We start from the raw sequence: 21644 nt of genomic DNA, 5'->3' as shown, positions 1-21644 counted from the left end.
ATTAAAAAACTTTTAGTCCAGCTTAAATAAACCTGGTTTCTGCTATGAGTTTATTTTGATGTTATCTTGCCCACCTACTGAGAAGAAGCCGGGTTTTTGGTGACAATCTTTAACAGCACTCATAACAATTTCGTAGATAGCGATCGCTTCATCTTTACCTTTTAATTTCACTGCTTGATTTACTAATCTCAGAGAAAATAATTCTGGCGAGGATAAATTCTTCACTACTGACTCAGTGATTAAAATCCCACAGCCATAGTGCTTGGTTAATTCCTCAACGCGGGCAGCAATATTTACAGCATCACCTACTACTGTAGAATCAATCCGGCAAGTAAAACCCACTGTCCCCATTACTACCTCACCGCGATGAATACCGATACCCACGGCGATTTTTGGTAAACCGTTTTGTCTTCGTCCATCATTAAATTTATCCAAAGCTTGCTGCATCCAGATTGCTGCTTGTAGTGCGCCATCAGTAGCAACATCATCAAACAACGCCATAATTGCATCACCAATATACTTATCAATAAACCCACCTGCTTGATCTATCGCCTTTCCCATGCAAGCTAAATAATCATTTAAAAATATAAAAATTTCTTGTGGTGTCATCACCTCCGACATCGATGTGTAACCCCGGATATCACAAAATAAAATCGTGATCGTTCGGGTAGTTGCTAAACCCACAGCAATATTTTCAATACCTTGGGGCGCGATCGCTAAAATAAATTTATTCGGTACAAATAACTCAAAAGATTCTAAAGTCTTTTGTAACTTATTGAATGAACCCTGCAAAGCCGCAGACATTTCATTAAATGAAGTCGCCAAAGCTCCAATTTCGTCTGCATTGGTAATTTGGGCGCGATGTTGCCAATCACCAGCCGCAATTTTCATCGCACTCACCTGCAATCGGCGAATAGGTTCACTGATCCGCTTGGCTAAGATATACGCCAGTACCCAACCAATTGCCAAGCCAATCAAACCAACTACTAACGCCTGATTTACTACCTCAGTAATAGCACGGTCAACTCGGCGTAAAGACATACCTAAACGCAGAGTCCCTATCTTTTGACCAGATGATAAGCGAATATCTGAGGCTACTTCCATTACCCTTTCACCTCGTTTAGCCCGCAAATTTTCGGAAAAATAGATATCTCGGAGAATAAATGTTTCTGTTACAGTTAATGGTTGTGTTGATTCTAAGGCAGTATTAGTCACTGCTACAGGCACAACATCAGGAATATACTGATTTTGCAACTCATTGAGGGATGCAGCCACAATCAAATTTGCTTGGCGAGCATCGGAGATGAAAACATACACAAAATCTTGATTTTGCTGCAAAAGTACATCAAGAGTAAGGCGAATTTGACTCCAGTTTTCTTCTACTAACTCATCCCCTAAAGTATAAGTTAACACACTGGCAAAAGAGTTAGCATCCTGCACACTTTCTTGTTGATAGAGATGACTTTCACTTTTTGCCCACACAGAGACAATTGCACCAATTACAGTCAGCAGTAAAAGCGTAGTAGTAGCCATAATCCGGGTGCGGATTGACCGGAAAACCCAAAATTTCATGGTTTGATCACCAGTTCTTCTACAAAAGTTACCCACCGCCAACCCTGAGTTTGAGCTTGACAGTCAGAACCAAAAGCTAAGGTAATAGGGCCACCCATTTTGGCTGGGATGGGTTGTTTGTTATCACCCCATTTACTTGCTAAGAGAATGTCACAGTTTTGGATATCAGCAGAGGTTAATTTGGCCGGGTTAAGGTTGTTGTGGTGCGTTTTCCGCTTACCTTGCACCACAACCTCCCCAGCAGTAGGTAATTTTACTTTGGCGAAGTCTAAAATATTTCGCATCCTTACACCATGTAGTTTGACTTTGCCACTCGGCCAGCCACTACGATAACCAACAGTTTCGGAAATGGTAACTTGGGGTAATGTTTCTAAATCAGCCAGGTTGAGTTCTTGCTTTCCTACCCGCAGGCGGACTGGTTCTGTTCCCACAATGATATTACTGACATAAAATACCCAAAATGATTGGGGATACTGTTGTCTCATGTGGGGATATTGAGTCTGAGGAAAGACTAAATAAATGGGGCCGCCTTGATTGCGGCTCATGGGTTTACCGTTGTTAGCGATCGCTAAAATAATCGGATACTTGATTAAATCTTCTAAGTTGACTGTCACCTGGTAAGAGTTGTAAGCAATAAAAGTTACTTCAGTTACGCCAGGTTGATAACCAAATTTTTGCAGCAGTTTCGAGACAGGGACACCCTGAAAATCAAACACCTGATTTGGCTGAATAACGTAATTAGCATCGGTGGTTTTGACATGAGTTGTAGCTATATCTTGTAGCTGTTGCCAATTCAACGTCACGCTTTTACCATTAGTTGTCTCACCTTGAATAGCCAAATTCCACTCAGTTTCTTGGGTGTTTTTGGCGTTATCTGCCACAATTTCCCCATTGTGAGCGATCGCTTCTTGACGCCATACTTCCAGTTGTTCATCACTCGGCTGGTATGTACAACCTCCCAGGTAGACAACAGCCATCAGCAAAGTGCTGTAAAGCCCTGCGGGCATAGCTGCGCTTAGAGCGATAACGAGAGTTGAGCAGCGTAATGAGTAGTGAGTGCTGAGTAAAAACATAGGACTTTTCCGTATATTCCTCATTTCCTCCTACTCCATTTTTCATTCGTGTATTACTGTTTTACACCTTGTATCAAAATCTGCTAGAGAAAAACTTGACGTACAAAACCAAACTTCCCGCTAATTTTTGAATTTTGTAGCTTGCTTCTCCGTTCGCGTAGCCTCTCCGATAGGAGAAGGAGGATTTTGAATTTTGAATTTCGTGATCTGTGGTGACAAAAAAATTGACGAGTCACAATAGAAAGCACAGACTTCATAAATTAAACTCTTAACTTACATCAGGAGTTCACTATCAGTGGTATTACAAATACAAACCAGCACCTACGAAGCTAAAACCCAAGAAATTGCTAAACAACTTTTAGCCGCAACTCAAGAAAATCGCTCATTTTTAGCTTCTCTGCGTGATCAAATGCGTTGGGATGATAAATTGCTAGCTTGGGCGATGAGTAACCCCGGTTTGCGGGTGCAATTATTTCGGTTTATCGATACTCTGCCAGCACTGCGGAGTAAATCAGAAATTGCTGCCCATCTCCAAGAATATTTAGGTGATGAATCTGTTGAACTCCCAGCCGCCTTAAAGGGAATGCTGAATTTCGCCAACCCTGAATCTATGCCAGGACAAGTGGCTGCAACTAGTGTATCTACGGCAGTTGAGACGTTAGCTTATAAATATATTTCTGGCGAAAATATTAAACAAGTCATTAAAACCGTCGAACGACTGCGAAAAGAAAAAATGGCTTTCACCATTGATTTACTTGGTGAGGCGGTAATTACGGAAATAGAGGCACAGTCTTATTTAGAACGCTATCTAGAATTAATCGCCCAATTAACAGAAGCATCTAAGAGTTGGGGAAATATTCCCGCTATTGATGAAGCTGATGGTGAAAAGATCCCAAAAGTCCAGGTTTCTGTGAAGCTAACGGCTTTTTATTCTCAATTTGACCCATTAGATGCTCAAGGTAGTGAGGAGAGAGTTAGCGATCGCATTCGGACTCTGTTACGTGAGGCTCAAAAGTTAGGAGCATCTATCCATTTTGATATGGAACAGTATGCGTATAAAGACTTAACTCTCAATATTTTGCAAAAAATCTTATTGGAAGATGAATTTCGTCAACGTACAGATATTGGGATGACTATCCAAGCTTATCTCCGTGATAGTGAACAAGATGCCAAAAACGTGATCGCTTGGCTAAAACAGCGTGGCTATCCTTTAACTATTCGCTTGGTAAAAGGCGCGTATTGGGATCAAGAAACGATCAAGGCTGTTCAAAAACATTGGCAACAGCCTGTTTTTCATGATAAAGCAGCAACAGATGCCAATTTTGAGGTGATTACTCAGTTGCTGCTGGAAAATCATCAGTATGTTTATTCTGCTATTGGTAGTCATAATGTGCGATCGCAAGCACGGGCGATCGCTATTGCGGAAAGCTTAAATGTTCCCCGACGACGGTTTGAGATGCAGGTGCTGTACGGGATGGGGGATAAGTTGGCTAAGGCTTTGGTGGATCGGGGTTATCGGGTTCGGGTTTATTGTCCTTATGGTGAATTGTTGCCGGGAATGGCTTATCTGATTCGGCGGTTGTTGGAAAATACGGCTAATAGTTCGTTCTTGCGGCAAAATTTGGAGAATCGGCCAGTTGAGGAGTTGCTTGCTGCACCGAAGGTTGATCTGTCTCACGCAGAGGCGCAGAGGCGCAGAGAGGATCAGGAGGGGTTTGTTGGTGCGGCGGATACGGATTATGCGGAGGTGGAGGAAAGGAAGGAGGCGGCGCGGGCTTTTGCGGCTGTGCGTGGGGAGTTGGGACGGAGTTATTTACCTTTGATTGATGGGGAGTATGTGAATACTTTAGAGGTGATTGATTCTGTTAATCCTTCTAATTTTAGTGAGGTGGTGGGGAAGGTTGGACTGATATCTGTGGAACAGGCGGAACTCGCGATGCAGGCGGCTAAGGCGGCTTTTCCTGGTTGGCGGCGAACTCCTGTGAAAGAACGGGCGGGAATTTTGCGTCGGGCGGCTGAGTTGATGGAAGCACGTCGGGCGGAACTCTCGGCTTGGATTGTTTTGGAGGTGGGGAAACCTGTTAAGGAAGCAGATGCGGAAGTGTCGGAGGCGATCGATTTTTGTCTCTACTATGCCGATGAGATGGAACGGCTGGATCAGGGTGTAATTTATGACGTGGCTGGGGAAAATAATCGTTATATTTACCAGCCGCGCGGTATTGCTGTGGTGATTTCACCTTGGAATTTTCCTTTGGCGATCGCCTGTGGGATGACTGTTGCTGCTTTGGTGGCGGGAAATTGTACTTTGCTGAAGCCGGCGGAAACTTCTTCTGTAATTACTGCCAAACTTACAGAAATTTTGGTAGAGGCTGGTATCCCTAAAGGTGTATTTCAATATGTACCGGGTAAGGGTTCGCAGGTGGGTGCTTATTTGGTTAGTCATCCTGATACCCATGTCATCGCTTTTACTGGTTCTCAGGAAGTGGGTTGTCGTATTTATGCTGACGCTGCTACCCTCAAACCTGGACAAAGGCACATGAAGCGAGTAATCGCGGAAATGGGCGGTAAGAATGCCATCATTGTTGATGAAAGTGCGGATTTAGACCAAGCTGTTGTGGGTGTGGTTCAGTCGGCTTTTAGCTACAGTGGACAAAAATGTTCTGCTTGTTCGCGAGTGGTGGTGGTAGAAACAATTTATGATGCTTTTATCCGGCGGTTGGTAGAGGCTACAAAGTCTCTCAATATTGGGGAAGCGGAGTTACCAAGTACCCAAGTCGGCCCTGTGATTGATGCTAATGCCCGCGATCGCATCCGTGAGTATATTGCCAAGGGTAAAGCAGAATCAGAGTTAGCACTAGAATTAGCCGCACCTGAACAGGGTTATTTTATCGGCCCAGTTATCTTTAGTGAAGTTCCACCCAATGGGACAATAGCCCAGCAAGAAATTTTTGGCCCAGTCTTGGCAGTAATTAAAGCCAAAGATTTTACCGCAGCTTTAGCAGTTGCCAATGATACCAACTACGCCTTGACAGGTGGACTTTACTCCCGCACTCCTTCCCACATTCAAAAGGCACAAGCCGATTTTGAAGTCGGGAATCTGTATATTAACCGTAATATCACAGGAGCGATCGTTGCTCGGCAACCCTTTGGTGGGTTTAAATTATCTGGTGTCGGTTCTAAAGCAGGGGGGCCTGATTATCTCCTGCAATTCCTCGAACCACGCACCATCACAGAAAACATTCAACGCCAAGGTTTTGCACCAATTGAAGGAGCGGAGTAATTCGTAATTGGGCATGGGGCATGGGGGTAAAATCTCCTCTGCTCCCCTGCTCCCCTACAACTCCTATACTCCTTCAATTTCTTGATCTGGTAAAAACAATGTAAATTGACTGCCTACCCCTACAGTTGATGTTACTGTCACATCACCACCATGCAAACGCGCTAATTTTCGCGTTAAGGCTAAACCGAGTCCCGTGCCTTCATACTGACGGTTTAGTTTACTATCTAACTGTTTAAATGGTTCAAATAAAAATTGAAATTGGCTCGCTTCAATCCCAATGCCAGTATCTGAAATTGTAAATATCATCCCTTTCAGTACTTTTTTTACTGTCAATAAAACTTCACCTGTGGAGGTAAATTTAATCGCATTAGTCAGCAAATTGAGTAACATTTGCTTAATGCGTCGCTCATCAGCAATGCAAATATCTGCGCTGGTATCAATTTCACTGGTGAGGATTAATTGTTTTTCAATAGCGAGATCGCGCACACTAGATAAAACATAATTACACAAATCTGCAACTACTACAGGCATCAGACATATTTCTTCTTTGCCTACTTCTACCTTTGATAAATCCAAGATATCGTTAATTAATGACAGTAGATGTTCACCACTACCGTATATACAACTGATATATTCTTTCTGCTTCTCATTCAGAGAGCCAGCTATTTCTTGTTGCAGTAACTGAGACAAACCCATAATAGCATTCAGAGGTGTCCGTAGTTCATGGCTCATGGTGGACAAAAATTCACTCTTGGCTCTACTACCAGCTTCTGCGGCTGCTTGTGAGGCACGCAGTTGTAATTCAGTTTGTTTGCATTCGGTAATATCCTTGACAATAACTAACAACAACTCAGGTTCACCATCAAAACCAGGCATTACAGAAACAGAAAATTTAGCCCAAACTAAGTTGCCATTTTTATGTATTAAGCGTCTTTCCGCTTCAACATATTTTGTATGATCAAGTTGTTGAATATCCGTGCATATATCTACAAACAATTTTTGATAATTATCTAAATCTTCTTTTGTTTGGAAAATATAATCTATCAAGCACTTGCCGAATAACTCTTCTCGACTATACCCAAGCATTTGACATAGTGCCGGATTTACATCCACTATTTGAGCTTTTATATCTATTAGTCCAATCCCAACAGAAGAACGCTCAAATATTGCCCGACATTGTGCCTCACTCTTTTGTAGTGCTTCCTGTGCAGCGTGACGTTCTCTCGCTTCTATCGCTAAGGACAAAAAATCTGCGATCGCACCAGCAAAATACTCTTCCTCTACATTCCAATCCCGAACTTCAGCACAATGTTCATAGCATAATATCCCTAATAAACGACCCTCTACCCAAATTGGTGTACTGAGCAGAGACATAACATTAAAGAGAGAAAGATAAGTTGCAAATAACTCTTGGGTTCTTTTGTCATGAATGACATCATTTACTGCAATGCAGCGTTCCTCTGCTAAAGCTTGGAAATACTTAGGGTAATTCATTGCTGACAAAGACTGACCAAAAGTATGCTCATCAGTATTGAGATTATACATATCAATACACTCAATCCCTGAGCGTGCCTCGTTGTATAACCATACACTAACTCGCGACACTAGAAGTGTTTGCGCTACAGCTTCCGTGATTTCTTGGAATACAGCATTAAGCGTACCTGTTTGGAACGTCTTGCTTGTTGCCAAGTGTAATAGTGTCCGGCTTTGTTGGTGTCGCGCGTTGTCTAGAATTGGCAGTACTTCTTGAGACTGCTGGTATTTTGTAATATCTTTAACCACTAGCACCTGCATGTGTTCTCGACAGAAATCACTTTGCATTGCAGTTCTAAAAAATCAATAGAACTGTTTTTATAAATACAACTTTTACATATAGATTTACAGATCCTAAAGATGTATTTTTTGATGTATTTTTTGTAATTTCTATATTTTTAGTTGCAACCTATTGTGTATGAGATGTTTTTAACTTGATATCAATTATCTCATTGGTAGCAAGCAATCACAATAAAAATATATGTGTTAATTTTTTACAGAAATTTCACATAAAATTTAAAATAACTAGATTCATATCCAAGTTACCTAAGTGTAGATCAAAATCACGAAATATTGATCAAACTATACATTAACAAAAGTAATTTAGATAGCTATTCCGGCTAATTACTGACTATGTGATTAATAATTGGTAAATTACTGATATACCCCGGTTTCTAGTAACAGTGAGATTAACACTTGTGTATTCTCCTCTAGAAAGATACTTCCAGAGCTAAATTTTGCAACAATTGAAGTAAGGCTAGAGCAGCTATTATACAAATGGTGCAACAATGGAAAATTCTAGTATCAGAATTATTTCTCTAATTCCTAGTGGGACAGAGATTTTAGCAGCCTTGGGTTTAACAGATGCGATTGTAGGGCGATCGCATGAATGCGACTATCCCCCAGAAATAATAGATCGTCCTATTTGTACCCAGGCACGCTTAGATAGTAATATTTCCAGCAATCAAATCCATAATCAGATCAACGATTTGCTACAATCTGCCCTCAGTATCTATCAAGTCAAGACGGATATTTTAGAAAAATTACAGCCCACCCATATCTTGACCCAAGATCAATGTAAGGTTTGTGCAGTCAGCTTAAACGAAGTAGAAAAAGCAGTTGCCGAACTTACCCAAAGTACACCTCAAATCATCTCCTTACAACCTAATCTACTGGAGGATGTTTGGAATGACATTGAACGAGTAGCACATATCTTTGGTGTAGATGCAGTTCAAGTGTTAGAAAACTTAGAGGCTCGTGTTACGATTTGTCAACAAAGAATCCAAGGACTGTCTTTGGCAGAATTACCAACTGTCGCCTGTATCGAGTGGACAGACCCTCTCATGGTAGCAGCCAATTGGATTCCGGAATTAGTCAACTTGGCCGGGGGACAATCACTATTTTGTGTAACTGGTCAACCTTCTCCCAATTTGCAATGGGAAACACTATTAGTCAGCAATCCCGATATCATTATTTTTATGCCTTGCGGTTTTGATTTAAATCGCACCCGTCAAGAAGCCCAATTAATCACTCAAAACCCTGATTGGCAAAAACTCCACGCTACTAAAAGCGGTAGAGTCTACATTACTGATGGCAATGCCTTTTTCAACCGTCCAGGGCCAAGACTAGTCGATTCTCTAGAAATTATGGCAGAAATCTTACATCCAGAAATTTTTGACTATGGCTATAAAGGAACGGCTTGGGAAGGACTATAAAACTAAAAGAAAGCATTTTAAGTAGATTTTGCTGCTTGATTAAGCCATTCAACTAGAGTTTTTAAAGTGTGAGTTAGTGCAGCTTCACTGGTAATCACTGAATGCTGTTGACCATGATCTTCTACTGTTAACTTATAGTGAAAGCGATCGCACTGAGAATTATCAGACATAATTTGCTCAGGTAGCTGAAAAAAATCTGCCGCCTCTACCAGTTGAGACAGTTCTTCAGCTACCTGGAGTGGGAGAGTATTAGTGTCAACGCTAATTTTTTTACTAATCCCAGTAAAGCCACCCGTGCGTTCTAAGGATACCTGCATTTTTGAGAGGGATAAATACTCAAACCCAGTCTAGCAAAAGTAGAGACGCGATACATCGCGTCTTAAAAGACCAATTTGTAAAAAAAAATTCATAATTCATATTTCAATTACGAATTACGAATTACGAATTACGAATTAACTTAAAACTCCCACCTGTTGCCAAGCTTTCTGTACTGCTTGATGTTCTGTACTCCCATCCCCGTAAAGTTCGCTAGCTATTTGCACAGTGATATCAGCAGCTTTTTTAAAATCTGTCTTAGGACGCAGGCGATCGCATAAAGCAATATACCAAATTTTACCTGCCTTCTCCCAAGCATAACCCCCGATTTCCATCGCAGCTAGATAGAAAGCACGGTTAGGAATACCTGAGTTGATATGCACCCCACCATTATCAGCCCAGCCAGTATATTGGTCTTTAACATGGCCAGGTTGGGGATCTTTACCCAATACAGGATCATCATATGCTGTGCCTGGCTCTTTCATAGAGCGAATACCAGTACCTTTAACATTTGGCATCAGTAAACCCTCTCCAATAATCCAGTCAGCTTCTTCAACTGTCTGATTTTTTACCCTCTGTTTCACCAAAGCACCAAACACATCAGAGAAAGACTCATTTAATGCCCCTGGTTCGCCATAATATATCAATGCTGCTTCATACTGAGTTATACCATGCGTTAACTCATGTGCAATCACATCAATACACTTAGTAAAACGGTCGAATAATTCTCCATCTCCATCTCCATAAACCATCTGGTCGCCATTCCAGAATGCGTTTTCGTATTTCACACCGTAATGCACAGTTGAATCTAAACGCAGTCCTTTATTATCAATGGAATTGCGCTCAAATAGTTCGTAAAACAAATCATAAGTCGCACCAGCAGCATCATAGGCTTCGTCTACTGCTTCATCATTGCTAGGGGGATCACCTTCACTTCGTACTATAGTTCCTGGTAATTGCTGAAGATTTTTAGCATCATAGACTGTGCGGCTTTTTTCCCCAGGGGAAGGAGCAAAAGAAATATTCCCAATGATGTCTCTACGTCCACGCAACTGTGCCGAAAGATTTAATGTGTGGAAAGCCCAATTGCGTTGCTGTTCTGTACCATTCACCGCCACATTTTCCAGCATATGCGGCGGGATAACACAACATATAGGACACCTAGTTTGGGTAGAATGATTACAATTCAACCTAGATGATTTCTGTTGATTTCTAGCCATCTAATATAGTCTCCTTTGACAAGTATGTAAGGAACAACCGTGGTGTTTTATCCACGGTTGGAAGGAGCAGAGGAATTAATGCAGATGGCGAATCCCTGGTTGATATTTTGATGAATCTTTTCTACTTTTTATTGTCTAATAAATTTCTAGAAAATAAACAGCATTTCTAGCAAACAATCAAATATTGATATGCTGTAAAAATCATTTTTTATTTATATTTGAAAATTTGTAATTCCCAATCACTTCTGGTAATTATAAATAACTAAAAATTTCACTAATATCAAAAATATTGCAGATATTTTAATAGGGTTATTACTCAATCAGCTACATATATAAACTGAACTTATATATATTACTTCAGTAAAATCTCTATATACTGATAAAATAATTGTTTACGGTGGTTACTGTTAAATTATATTGCAACGAAAATTTTTCAATCTGGCTTCCTTCATTAAAAATTGGCAGCACACATCTGCTGATACTATTTCTGTATTAACAATGGTATTTTTCGTACAGGTGTAATGGCATCGGAGATTGCTAATTAAGTTGATCACATTAACGGGAAATAAATGGCGATCGCTCTTTAATCTTAATTTGAGCAGCAGCATCAACCTCACATCCAGGCTAATTAATTCCCTTTTCATTAACCATCACTTCACCCACCTAAATTAGCCTCTGTGCTAAAGCGCGGGAATTACATAAACAGGACTTACGCAAAAAGTCTCTCAAACCCTTATTTCTCTGTGTTCTCTGCGTCTCTGTGGTATGCGCTACGCGCACGCTACGCGAACGTTATTCCGTAAATTGTGCGTAAGTCCTAATAAATTTAACTCTACTAATAAAATATCGAGTCGCTGCTTAACCAATTAACTTGATTCTCCTGTTGTTGACAAATAAATTTTTTGAAACTTTTGTATAGCGATCAAACTCTCCTCCAGGGTATTAGCACTTGTAGTTGAATGGGCAAACTTACATAAAACAGAATTGATGAATAATTGGGAAAAAGCTAGAGTCAATGATCCTGTAGAGAAAATCGAACCACTGGAGTAAGTCATGCTCAAAGATATTATTGCAGTCGAACCGAGAGAAGGTTATCAACTATACATCAAATTTGAAGACAACCGACAAGGCGTGATTGATATTAGTAAATTAATTTCCTTTACAGGGGTTTTTGCACCACTACAAAATATTGACTATTTCAAACAAGTAAAAATCAACCCCGAATGGGGAACTATTTACTGGGAAAACGGCGCAGATTTAGACCCCGATGTACTTTATGCTGAAATTACTGGAGAAGCAATCAGTAATTATCAAATTGCTAAAACCTAGTCAAAAATTGCGATCGCTTCTTTGGTGTGTTAATAGGCGATCGCTCTTTAATCTTAATTTGAGCAGCAGCATCAACCTCTGTACCAGTCTTATCAATTATCTGTGCATTCAGCATTACTTCCCCGCCTGAATCAGCCTCTGTGCTAAAGTGCGAGAATGACATAAGTTTAACTCTACCAATAATGTATCAAATCTTTATTTAACCAAATATTGCCTTCCAAATTTGCTACCTGTATATTTGATTTTATATATCTGAATTCTTCACTATTATTTCAACATCTGCACAACTATTATTTTTTTGTGAATAAGCTTATATTAAAACATCACTAACTCTCATCATAGTTAAACATTAAAACAAATTTTTGTTTAGGTAATACCAACATAGGTAGATAGATAGGATGCTCATCCCATCTCTTATTTTTTTCACCTTTTTGATAGCAAATAATTAAAGTTGGCACATCATTATATTCTTGTTGAGCTTTGATTGACCACCTACCTGAACCGAACCCAAACATCCATTGAAAAGGTTCTTTTCTGCTCATATCTAATCCTTGGTTATTATTTCTTTCACCTCTACGGACATTTAAACGTCCTTTTGTCATACCTTTCGATTTCATGTTTGTTAAACCCGTGATGATACGTTTATCTTCCCATTTTTCTGAAGGTACATGATGACTTTTCGTATAGCTGAGTATTTTAATAATAAAATCTATATCTACCTCATCATATAAATCGTTCTCTTGATAGCTTATTAGAAGCTTCTCAATTTCTTGAAAATATGGTTCAATTTCTTCTTTTTTATAGGCTGGTTTTTGAGGATAAACTAATGAACCTGGTACTAATACATCAATAACTGATGGATCTAACACATTGGAGTGAGTCGGTTTTAAATTTCCTCCTATCCAAACAGGTTGAAGTTGAATATTATGAATATCATCTCCTATTGCTTGACGCATGGCTGCATCCGCTTCGTGGATAGAACGAAAAGCTTCTAGAATATGTTCTGGTAAAAATAGACGAGTAACATCTTTTAATTTTGGACGATAACCATACATCCGAGCGTGTTGATGAACTGTATCCATCATTTTTTGTTTTGCATCACGCCCATAATAAGTTACTATTAAACCTTCAATTGTAACGCCCCTGCCTAATCTATTTCCTCCAATTAGTATATTCATACCTGGATTATAATTAGGTTCTTTTTCGGGATTATTGGCATTAATTATTTTAGGAATTGCGTGTCTTAGCTGAATCTTCAACTCATCTATTAATTTAGGTAATGGAGGCAAGTCATTAGCAGTTTTCTTTAACTCACTATAAGCTGCTTCTAGCCATTGATTAGCCTGTTTATTTGATGTAGCTGAACTCTTACCTCGAATTGCTTGATCTAAATTAATTACAAATTGACTAATAACCTTCTCAACTATGGTATGTATATCTTGTTTATAACAAATATGTACTAGACAAGAATATTTTACATCTTCTTGATCAGAAGATAACATTTTGTAAATTGATCCTAGAAAGAAGCAGCACAATGCAAGCCTTAATCCTTCAGGCATTACCCATTGATTACCCGGATTAATTGAACCTTTCTGTTTCTTCAATTGATTAATTTCTTCAGAATCTACAATACAGCAATAGTCACTTTTTCCAGCAAAAAATAGCTCCCCACCCATATAACTACTTCCTGGATTGGGTAGTGCGGCACAAAATTTTGGTTTACAGGGGTGAGGGAGGCGTTGAAGTAATAGGCTTTGAGGAGTCGCTGTGATTTGAATATAAATATGATTAGCTACTTCTTGACGTATTTTGCCTATTTTGTCGAAAATTGTACTATCATGAATTGTACCTTTTCCTTGTTTAGCCTGTTTAGATTCATTTGTATTTAAACTGGCATTATCAGCTTCATCATCAAAAATTAATGTAGGAATATCCTTAACTTTTGCTGCTTTTAATACTGCCAGTAAATTATCTAAATGATGATGGTTTTTAGTAGAAACTAACACTACTCCTGTATCTTTGATATAAGGAATTACTTTAGTTTTAGCAAAATCAATGGGGTCTTTTTTCCATGCTTCCCAATCAAAAAAAACAGGGCCGCCTTGAACTTGATTATTAAACCGGTTTGCAGTTTGTTTTCCTAACCATGTATTGTCAGAAGTTAAGACAATAAAGCAACGAAAATTATTCTCATAAGCCAGGGCTAAGGTAGCAATAGTCGTATTGGTTTTACCACTTTGAACTCGACCGTAAATTAGTCCTGTTGTGCCATTCGGAATAGGGTCATTTCCTTTATAAGGTTGATTTACTAAGGCTGTACTATCTTTTCCAACATCACCATCACCAAAAGTTTCTGAATAAACTTTGACACAGTTTTGAACAATTTCAATAGCAGTTTCTTTAAGCTTATTAGATTCGTCTTCTCCAATTTGTTTTTCTAGTCTCTTAATTAATTTGTCAATACAAGAACCATGTATTGTGATAGAAGTATTTGTCATAATTTACCTTAAGCTGATAACACTACATCTGGCCAATTATTTTGGGGTATTGTACGTTCTAAAGGTACTCTTCCTGTACCTTTAACATAGTAACTACCTCTTGATTCTCTTTTTATGGAAACACGCTGATTTGCTAAACCCTCGCTAGGATCAATAATTGACGATAATTGTTCTTCTGATAAACAACAAATGCCATCCCGATGACAAATCAATGCTATAAAAAGTTTGATATTAGGATAGATTTGATGAAAACTTGCTAGTGCTATTTCTTCCTGGTGACTGAAACTAAATGACCAAGAAGAAGTGGGTTTTCTCGATATTTTAAATAGAATAGCAGACTCTTTATTTGTGCTTTTTATAAGATACAAAGATGAATGGATAGAAGATAAATAGCTTATAGATATATAGGAAGTTTCTTTGAGGAGTCGAATAAAAGCTGCACCATGCAAAAATTCTAAATCATTGATACTCATGGAACTATGGTCTAAAACTATATATCTTGTTACAGATTATACCATGAAAGTTATGTATTGTTATATTGAAAAAAGATAAAGCGATACCTTCGGTAAGCTCCGCTAACGCCGCATCCATTAAACTTTCTAATCGCCTTCATACCAATCATGATAAATTTATGTAACAAAAAAAGCGATCGCCTTTTCACACAGCCAAGAGGCGATCGCTTGATTAAACTATGTAAACAGACATCTTGACAGTTATTAACTGCTTACACATCCTGTTCGCTTAACTCACGAGTGATGTGGTCAAATGGCTCATCCACAAAAGCAGTGCTGCTAACACCCGCAGCTGCTACTTGTTCTTTCACCAAATCCTTAAGAATTTGCACACCGCGAACTGTCGGAGCAATAGGTACACTCAGCGAATTGTAGGTTTCCCGTAGACCTTGCAACACACGCTCATCTAAAACGTTGGTATTACCAGCAACCAGCGCGTATGTAGCGTAGCGCAGGTAGTAGTCCATATCTCGCAAACAAGCTGCATAACGACGAGTTGTATAAGCGTTACCACCAGGACGAATTAACTCTGGTAGTTCTTCAAACAACTTAGCACCAGCTTGCTTCACAAGTGCCGCCGCATTCGAGTTAATTGCAGCCGCAGCTTGTACGCGAGCTGTGCCACTCTCAAAATAAGATTTCAAGCTGTCGATCGCGTTCCGGTCAAAATAACGACCAGTTACGTCATAATTCTTAATTAAGGTTGTTACTGCGTCACGCATTCCTTCTTCTCCCAATCGTTGCTATCGTGGTTTGATATTTATTTGGCCGCACTTACGCACCAGTAAATTTTTGTGCTATCTAGATATAGATTTGGCACAAAAACCATCTATCTATTATTTAAGGATTCTATGTCAAAGTTGACCCCTCTGAGATGAACTTTCCCCCTTTTGTGCAGATGTCGAAAGAAAGGTTAATATTACCTGTAATCCAGATGATCTGTAACAACTACTACAAAACTCTCTAATGTAGAGAATCTACGATATTTCAGGTGTGTCACAACTTTGTTCCGCTCAGTAGGGTTAGGATGCTTTGGCAGATTCTGGTTTGACGTTAAGAAATTGGCAGAGAAGGAGTAACGAATGACAACCCCACAAGAAGTCTTGAAAATGATTCAAGACGAAAACATCCAGATGATTGATTTGAAATTCGTCGATACACTCGGCACTTGGCAGCATTTGACGATGTTCCAAGACCAGATTGACGAAACTTCATTCTCTGATGGTGTACCCTTCGACGGTTCCAGCATTCGGGGTTGGAAAGGCATCGAAGAATCAGACATGACAATGGTGCTAGATCCTAACACCGCTTGGATCGACCCATTCATGGCAGAGCCAACATTAAGTATTATTTGTAGCATCAAAGAACCTCGTACTGGCGAATGGTATAACCGTTGCCCACGGGTTATTGCTCAAAAAGCAGTAGACTACTTAGTTTCTAGTGGTCTTGGTGACACCGCTTTCTTTGGACCTGAAGCTGAATTCTTCATCTTTGATGATGTCCGCTATGACCAAACTGCCAACGAGGGATACTACCACGTAGATTCAATAGAAGGCCGTTGGAATTTCGGTAGAAAAGAAAGCCCCAACCTCGGTTACAAAACCCGCTTCAAAGAAGGTTACTTCCCAGTTGCGCCAACAGATACTTTCCAAGATATGCGGACAGAAATGCTGTTGACGATGGCAAAACTAGGTGTGCCTATTGAAAAGCATCACCACGAAGTAGCGACCGGCGGTCAGTGTGAATTGGGCTTCCGCTTTGGTAAATTAATCGAAGCGGCTGACTGGTTAATGATCTACAAATACGTGATCAAAAACGTAGCTAACAAATACGGCAGAACCGTTACCTTCATGCCCAAACCTGTGTTTGGTGATAACGGTTCTGGGATGCACACGCACCAGTCGATTTGGAAAGATGGTAAACCTCTGTTTGCCGGCGACAAGTATGCTGGTTTGAGTGACATGGCACTGTACTACATTGGTGGTATTCTCAAACACGCACCAGCATTGTTGGCAATCACCAACCCTTCCACCAACTCCTACAAACGTCTAGTACCTGGTTATGAAGCACCTGTAAACTTGGCTTACTCCCAAGGTAATCGTTCTGCTTCTGTGCGTATTCCTCTCTCTGGTACTAACCCCAAAGCCAAGCGTTTAGAGTTCCGTTGTCCAGACGCTACCTCTAACCCTTACTTGGCATTTGCAGCCATGCTGTGCGCTGGTATCGATGGGATCAAGAACAAAATCCATCCCGGTGAACCTTTAGACAAAAATATCTATGAACTCTCTCCAGAAGAACTGGCGAAAGTTCCTTCTACACCCGGTTCTTTAGAATTGGCATTGGAAGCACTGGAAAATGACCACGCTTTCTTAACAGAATCAGGCGTATTCACTGAAGACTTTATCCAAAACTGGATTGATTACAAGCTAGCTAACGAAGTTAAGCAGTTACAATTGCGTCCTCATCCTTATGAGTTCTATCTTTATTACGACGCTTAATTAATACCTGTTTGCAATTATATCCAAACGTGTAAATTTTGCCACCCTATAGGGTGGCTTTTTTGCGCAACAAAGCTAGGATTTGATAACTCCTCGGAGCAAAAATTTAATTTTTTGTTTTAGTGAAATGTACTTTTTTTTGAACACCGCTAGATTTTGTTGTCTTTGTTTTTTAGCTAATTGTTCAACACCCCAACTTGACCAGATTTTACTATCCAAATATTCAAAAAATAAATGTTTTTCTGGATGATTACAGTTATCATGCCACGGTTTTTCATGGGAAGAAAAATGAATAATAAAAGGATGATTAACTAGGTTATTATATTCTTCTTCACTATATGGACTATCTTGCCAAGATTGATATCTAAACAGGTACGGCATCTGATTCCACCTAGAATCAATAGTTTCCCATTGCCCTGCTAAAATTGCATTCATAGCATCTTGGTCATGCCAACGTATATAATTTTTATATTTATCTAAATACTCAAATATTTTTTGACTTGTCGCCTCTTTTCTCCATTTTTTAAGATTCATGACAAGCACACCAGAATTAAAGTATTTGCAGTCTGGAGAAATACCCAATTCTTGATAATTAATCAGTCCTCTAGGAGATGAGACATAGGGCGCACCCATATCTGGGACTGCCAAAAGATAGTTGTCACAAATATCGATATTCCATAGTTCTTGCAAACTAGTTCTGACAATTACGTCGCTATCAATGTAAATAGCTTTGTTAATTTCTGGGGGTAAAAGTTCTGGAATTAAAATTCGATAATAAGCAGCGATAGTAATTGCAGAAGATGTTTGTAAGTTTTTGAATTTTGATTTTTTTACTTTCAGCCAGGTAATACTAACTTGCTCTGATTGAAGATTTTGGATAATTCTATTTTTATTAACTCTACTAATACCACCATCAATAATATATAAAGCTAAATGCTGTTCACTAGTAAGATGGGCAACAACGGAACGAGTCGTTGCAGCTAAAGGCATGGAGAAGTTATCATCGGCAGCACAAACTAGACAAATTGAGTTATCCATAAATTCTCAATCTAAAACATACACTCCACAGCTAAGTAAGAATATAAATGGTATTTGTTCGTAAAACACCATTATTCTTAGGCATCAGAGGTTATTGACTACTATCGCATAATCTCCAACTAGTAACATCAGTTATGTTCACTAAGTTGAGAACGAGATTGCGTAATTTGTACTTTAGCCTCAGTTTTTTGCTTTTCTGGGGTGTATGTCATTACATCAGGGAAAATAGATTATGGTAGAAATTGTTTCCCCTGCTACTAAAAATAGACCTCTTCCAAAAGTCCGAAAATGAGATGTGTCATTCTGAACGAAAAGTATAATCGTTGAGATGTTTCGCTTTGCTCAACATGACAGCTTCAGCATTTATGTAAGAGGTCTAATGATCAATATCTAGCTCATCGTCGCATTACTGCGCCCGTAAATCACTCGTGTAGTCGGGTCAATCTTGCCTTGAATAGGATTCCAATAGTGGGATGCTTCTTCTGTAGGAATACCCATTTCTTGTGCTGCACGCATCAGCATTGATTGTTGACGATTCTTAACTTGCTGATATTGACGCACCATAATCGCACGAGATTTTTCTTGAATAGACATAACACAGCCTCCCTATCGATTTAAAAATATTGGATTAATTTGTTAGTTCTCTATAAATTAATTTAGCAAAAATTCTGTAACATAAACTACCAAATAGCATTTACGTTGTAAATCTTAATATTTCCACAATTTTTATTGACTGTGATTTCATGGGTAGTTGGATAAAACCAGCGTGGAGTAAGCTAATCTCTTGCAATACTCTTTTTGCTGACTATTTACTCTTAAATGCTTACGGGAATACCTATTTCTAGCAATTTTCCCGCCAATAAGTCTGATTTATTCTACAAATAAGTAGATTGTGAATGTAAGCACTTGCTTTATGATGCTGATAGCCTATTTTTATATTTAATCGAATTAAATAGGAAAGCGGTCTAGTACAGCGCGGCGTAAATAGCGCAAAGTTGAGCCACTGCGTTGCCGGGGTTAGCCCGGTTGTAGCAAGTGGCGTGGCGGTGTCGGTTTCCGTCCCGCCAAACTTTGTAAGAGAAAGCTACCATTTTAAACAAGTAAAAGCCTTGAGATACCAACCTTTTGACTTTTGACTTACCCTCCGTGTTCGCTCTTCTCCACGTTTCCTTCTCTTTAGAGACGCTACCGCGTTCGCGGAGCGTGTCGTAGACGGAGGCTGCGCCAAAGCGTTCTCGTAGAGTAGCCGCTTTCGCTATGACTTCCGCCTTGCGGTAAGTTCCCGTCTAGTTTTTCCCAAGTCCGAAACTTTCTAGGACAGTGTAAATAGTGGTGTTTTTTAATGAAAAAGATACTGAAATACCTGAGTTTAGGGCTATTATCTACATTTTTAACCGCAACCCCTGGATTCGGTGCTGAACGCATCAGTTTTTTTTACCCTATCTTTGGAGAATTGTCCTTACCTGTTGATTCTTTAGAAACTTTCGCGAAGGAAGGCAGAATAGACGATGATTTCAAATTCTATGCCCAGCGTGCCACACCTGAACAATTAGCTCAACTGCGGGAACTACTTCAGATACGTTTTAATGTCACTCCAACTCTCGTATCTCAAGTTACTTACTCACCAGTTGGAGAAGAGGTGTTGCAAAGGCTAGGAGAATTACTTTTAACTGATTCTCGCAGAAATGGCTTTTATGCTTTGCGTGCTGCTTTAATTTTGTCGGCTGCTTCTCCAGATGGCTTATCGCTTGTTAATGTGCTGCGGAAGTTTCCTAGCAAGAGTATGCGGCTTAATTATACAGAGGGGGTGAAGATAGTCGATCAATTGTCACAATTACTCAAAACTAGAGATAAGGTTGTATCTTTTCTACAAAAGGAAGCTCTAACGCAGTCTCTTACTTCCCAAACGGATTTTTCGCAGTTACCAGATTTAAGAAAGCCTGGAAAATTTCGTTGGCAAGCAACCAGGTTTAATTTAAATGATGAAACACGAAACCGCCTCCTTCCTCTGGATTTATACTTACCTACAACTAGCCAAGAGAATGCTACTCAGCCACCTTTTCCTCTAATTGTTATTTCTCATGGTGTCGCTTCAGACCGCTACACTTTTGCTTACCTAGCTCAACATTTAGCATCTTACGGTTTTGCTGTCGCCGTTCTAGAACATCCCGGTAGTAACGCTAGACGTTTTCAGCAATACTTTGCAGGTTTGGCAGAACCACCAGAACCAAGAGAATTTCTGGATAGACCTCTAGATGTCAAGTTTTTGTTAGATGAACTCCAACTTATGGAAAAGTCTGATCCCAAGCTGAAGGGAAAACTTAACTTTGAGCAAATAGGGGCAATTGGTCAATCTTTTGGAGGTTACACTGTTTTAGCCTTAGCAGGGGCTGAGATAAACTTTGACCAACTCAAGCAAAATTGTCTACCTGATAATTCAAATTTGAATTTATCACTGATTTTGCAGTGTCAAGCAACTCAGTTGTTCCTAGAAAAAGATGAGTTGCAAGATAATCGGATCAAGGTCATCATTTCGATTAATCCTATTAATAGTGCTATTTTCGGTGAAAGTGGTATTAGTCAAATAAAAGTTCCTGTCATGCTCATGGCAGGTAGCCAAGATATTTTTGCTCCTCCTTTACCAGAACAGATTCGCCCCTTTACTTGGTTACCCAATCCCAATAAATACTTAGTTTTAATAGAAAATGCTACCCATTTCTCCTTTATAGGAGAATCTCCTAATGAAAGTAATGTTTTACCTGTCCCAACCGGATTGTTAGGCCCTGAGCGTACTGTTGCTTATTCCTATCTCAATGCTTTAAGTGTGGCTTTTTTAGAAGCAAATCTACTCAATCGTCCTGAATCCCGTGTCTATTTGCAGCCTTCCTATGCCCAATATATTAGCCAACCTCCTCTTAATCTCAGTCTTTTACAGTCGTTAACTACAGAGGAGTTAAATCAAGCTGTGAATAGGTGACAGGTGACAGGCGACAGGTGACAGGTGACAGGTGACAGGTGATAGGTGACAGGTGACAGGTGACAGGTGACAGGTGACAGGTGA

General features: G+C 39.6%; 16 protein-coding genes and 1 pseudogene. 6 read left to right on the top strand and 11 right to left on the bottom strand.

All coding sequences use genetic code 11. The annotated features are described in order from the left end of the window. Nucleotides 1-42: 42 nt before the first annotated feature. Nucleotides 43-1572 (bottom strand): adenylate/guanylate cyclase domain-containing protein, encoded by a 1530-nt coding sequence (locus ACM0OR_RS23470; RefSeq protein ID WP_414578963.1) that lies wholly within the window; start codon nt 1570-1572, stop codon nt 43-45. Beyond that, nucleotides 1569-2645 carry a molybdopterin-dependent oxidoreductase gene (locus ACM0OR_RS23465; protein ID WP_414578962.1) on the bottom strand — a complete coding sequence of 359 codons (1077 nt, stop codon included), beginning with the start codon at nt 2643-2645 and terminating at the stop codon, nt 1569-1571. The genes ACM0OR_RS23470 and ACM0OR_RS23465 overlap by 4 nt, the downstream gene beginning before the upstream one ends. 295 nt (nt 2646-2940) lie before the next feature. Between ACM0OR_RS23465 and pruA the strand changes: the two genes are divergently transcribed. Next, the gene (gene pruA, locus ACM0OR_RS23460) at nt 2941-5925 is read left to right on the top strand and encodes an L-glutamate gamma-semialdehyde dehydrogenase (RefSeq protein ID WP_414578961.1); all 2985 of its coding nucleotides are present in this window, start codon (nt 2941-2943) and stop codon (nt 5923-5925) included. A 63-nt stretch (nt 5926-5988) separates the two neighbouring features. On the opposite strand, the gene ACM0OR_RS23455 is transcribed toward pruA, so the two are convergent. Further along, a complete protein-coding gene (locus ACM0OR_RS23455) occupies nt 5989-7719 on the bottom strand; it encodes an ATP-binding protein (RefSeq protein WP_414578967.1) in 1731 nt (576 codons plus the stop codon). 527 nt (nt 7720-8246) lie between these two features. On the opposite strand from ACM0OR_RS23455, the gene ACM0OR_RS23450 reads away from it, so the two are divergent. Further along, nucleotides 8247-9173, top strand: a complete 927-nt coding sequence (locus ACM0OR_RS23450; protein ID WP_414578960.1) for a cobalamin-binding protein — start codon at nt 8247-8249, stop codon at nt 9171-9173. 17 nt (nt 9174-9190) lie between these two features. Here the strand turns inward: ACM0OR_RS23450 and ACM0OR_RS23445 are convergent, their stop codons facing one another. Both ACM0OR_RS23445 and ACM0OR_RS23440 read right to left on the bottom strand, forming a co-directional pair. Next, entirely contained in the window at nt 9191-9490 is a 300-nt protein-coding gene (locus ACM0OR_RS23445) for a protealysin inhibitor emfourin (RefSeq protein ID WP_190703057.1), read from the bottom strand. A gap of 135 nt (nt 9491-9625) precedes the next feature. Then, nucleotides 9626-10708 (bottom strand): M4 family metallopeptidase, encoded by a 1083-nt coding sequence (locus ACM0OR_RS23440; protein WP_414578959.1) that lies wholly within the window; start codon nt 10706-10708, stop codon nt 9626-9628. A gap of 915 nt (nt 10709-11623) precedes the next feature. Here ACM0OR_RS23440 and ACM0OR_RS23435 point away from each other — a divergent pair. After that, complete coding sequence (locus ACM0OR_RS23435) at nt 11624-11758, top strand: DUF4160 domain-containing protein (RefSeq protein WP_323265390.1); 135 nt, start codon at nt 11624-11626, stop codon at nt 11756-11758. 3 nt (nt 11759-11761) lie between these two features. Further along, nucleotides 11762-12037, top strand: a complete 276-nt coding sequence (locus ACM0OR_RS23430) for a DUF2442 domain-containing protein (RefSeq protein WP_190703065.1) — start codon at nt 11762-11764, stop codon at nt 12035-12037. A 37-nt stretch (nt 12038-12074) separates the two neighbouring features. Here ACM0OR_RS23430 and ACM0OR_RS23425 read toward each other — a convergent pair. From ACM0OR_RS23425 to apcB, 4 genes and pseudogenes are all read right to left on the bottom strand, one after another. Next, nucleotides 12075-12217, bottom strand: a pseudogene (locus tag ACM0OR_RS23425) (S4 domain-containing protein); the annotation flags it as partial. Between the two features lie 146 nt (nt 12218-12363). Continuing rightward, complete coding sequence (locus tag ACM0OR_RS23420) at nt 12364-14535, bottom strand: Z1 domain-containing protein (protein ID WP_414578958.1); 2172 nt, start codon at nt 14533-14535, stop codon at nt 12364-12366. An 8-nt stretch (nt 14536-14543) separates the two neighbouring features. Further along, nucleotides 14544-15008: a hypothetical protein gene (locus tag ACM0OR_RS23415; RefSeq protein WP_414578957.1), complete on the bottom strand. Its 465-nt coding sequence runs from the start codon at nt 15006-15008 to the stop codon at nt 14544-14546. 251 nt (nt 15009-15259) lie between these two features. Then, nucleotides 15260-15769, bottom strand: a complete 510-nt coding sequence (apcB, locus tag ACM0OR_RS23410) for an allophycocyanin subunit beta (RefSeq protein ID WP_190703071.1) — start codon at nt 15767-15769, stop codon at nt 15260-15262. Nucleotides 15770-16129: 360 nt separating this feature from the next. On the opposite strand from apcB, the gene glnA reads away from it, so the two are divergent. Further along, on the top strand, nt 16130-17545 hold the full coding sequence (gene glnA / locus ACM0OR_RS23405) for a type I glutamate--ammonia ligase (protein ID WP_323265276.1): 1416 nt from the start codon (nt 16130-16132) through the stop codon (nt 17543-17545). Between the two features lie 75 nt (nt 17546-17620). Here the strand turns inward: glnA and ACM0OR_RS23400 are convergent, their stop codons facing one another. Together ACM0OR_RS23400 and ACM0OR_RS23395 are read right to left on the bottom strand one after the other, a co-directional pair. Then, entirely contained in the window at nt 17621-18583 is a 963-nt protein-coding gene (locus ACM0OR_RS23400) for a glycosyltransferase family 8 protein (protein WP_414578956.1), read from the bottom strand. Nucleotides 18584-18973: 390 nt separating this feature from the next. After that, on the bottom strand, nt 18974-19177 hold the full coding sequence (locus ACM0OR_RS23395; protein ID WP_190703077.1) for a hypothetical protein: 204 nt from the start codon (nt 19175-19177) through the stop codon (nt 18974-18976). Nucleotides 19178-19925: 748 nt separating this feature from the next. Here ACM0OR_RS23395 and ACM0OR_RS23390 point away from each other — a divergent pair. After that, nucleotides 19926-21560: an alpha/beta hydrolase gene (locus ACM0OR_RS23390; protein ID WP_414578955.1), complete on the top strand. Its 1635-nt coding sequence runs from the start codon at nt 19926-19928 to the stop codon at nt 21558-21560. The last annotated feature ends 84 nt before the right edge of the window (nt 21561-21644 follow it).

Source organism: Anabaena sp. CCY 9402-a, from assembly GCF_963920945.1.
GTDB classification, from domain to species: Bacteria; Cyanobacteriota; Cyanobacteriia; order Cyanobacteriales; family Nostocaceae; genus Trichormus; species Trichormus minutissimus.
This window is presented reverse-complemented; position numbering and strand designations above follow the sequence as displayed.